Source organism: Vibrio sp. 378 (assembly GCF_033339435.1).
In genome coordinates, this window is the sequence record NZ_JAWOUO010001248.1 from 1 (window position 1) to 510 (window position 510).

At 47.6% G+C, this 510-nt stretch carries 1 protein-coding gene; it reads right to left on the reverse strand.

The window, feature by feature from the left end:
• Window positions 1-510 (reverse strand): hypothetical protein (locus R7Q48_RS31385; protein ID WP_318134373.1); only part of this gene is annotated, 510 nt, incomplete at both ends.

The following is a 510-nucleotide window of genomic DNA, read 5'->3' on the forward strand; positions in this document are numbered from 1 at the left end:
CGTTGAAGGTGAAATCATCATTACTGTGCAGTGGTGGCAGCACTTCTACATTCGTCAGCTGTGACTCAGGAATTTCGTAATACAGCACATTGCCGCTGCCATCCGTCACTTCAACAATCTGTGAAGGATTCGCGCCATCGAGCCAGACAAGCGTCACGCCGTCGATAGAGAAATTCGAGATGCGAACAAACAGCTCTTCTGAACCATCCATATCCGCGGATGGTTTCATTGAAATCACTTCGCTTAATTGAAGTGGATCGTGGTCAGTAACCGGATCGACCGTATCTTGAGTGCGAGCGTTATCCTCGAAAATATTGATGCGATTAACGGTAAAGCTGCCAGCATCAGCGACCGGAGTGACATCAATGACGATGGTTTCCGTTTCTGAGCGAGCCGTTTCTTTGCCTGTCAGTGGATTCACGCTCTCCGTGGTGATCGCAGTGACATCAATTTTTATTTCACCCGAGAAGTTATCAATTGGATCGACTTGAACATCGCCAATTCGACTTG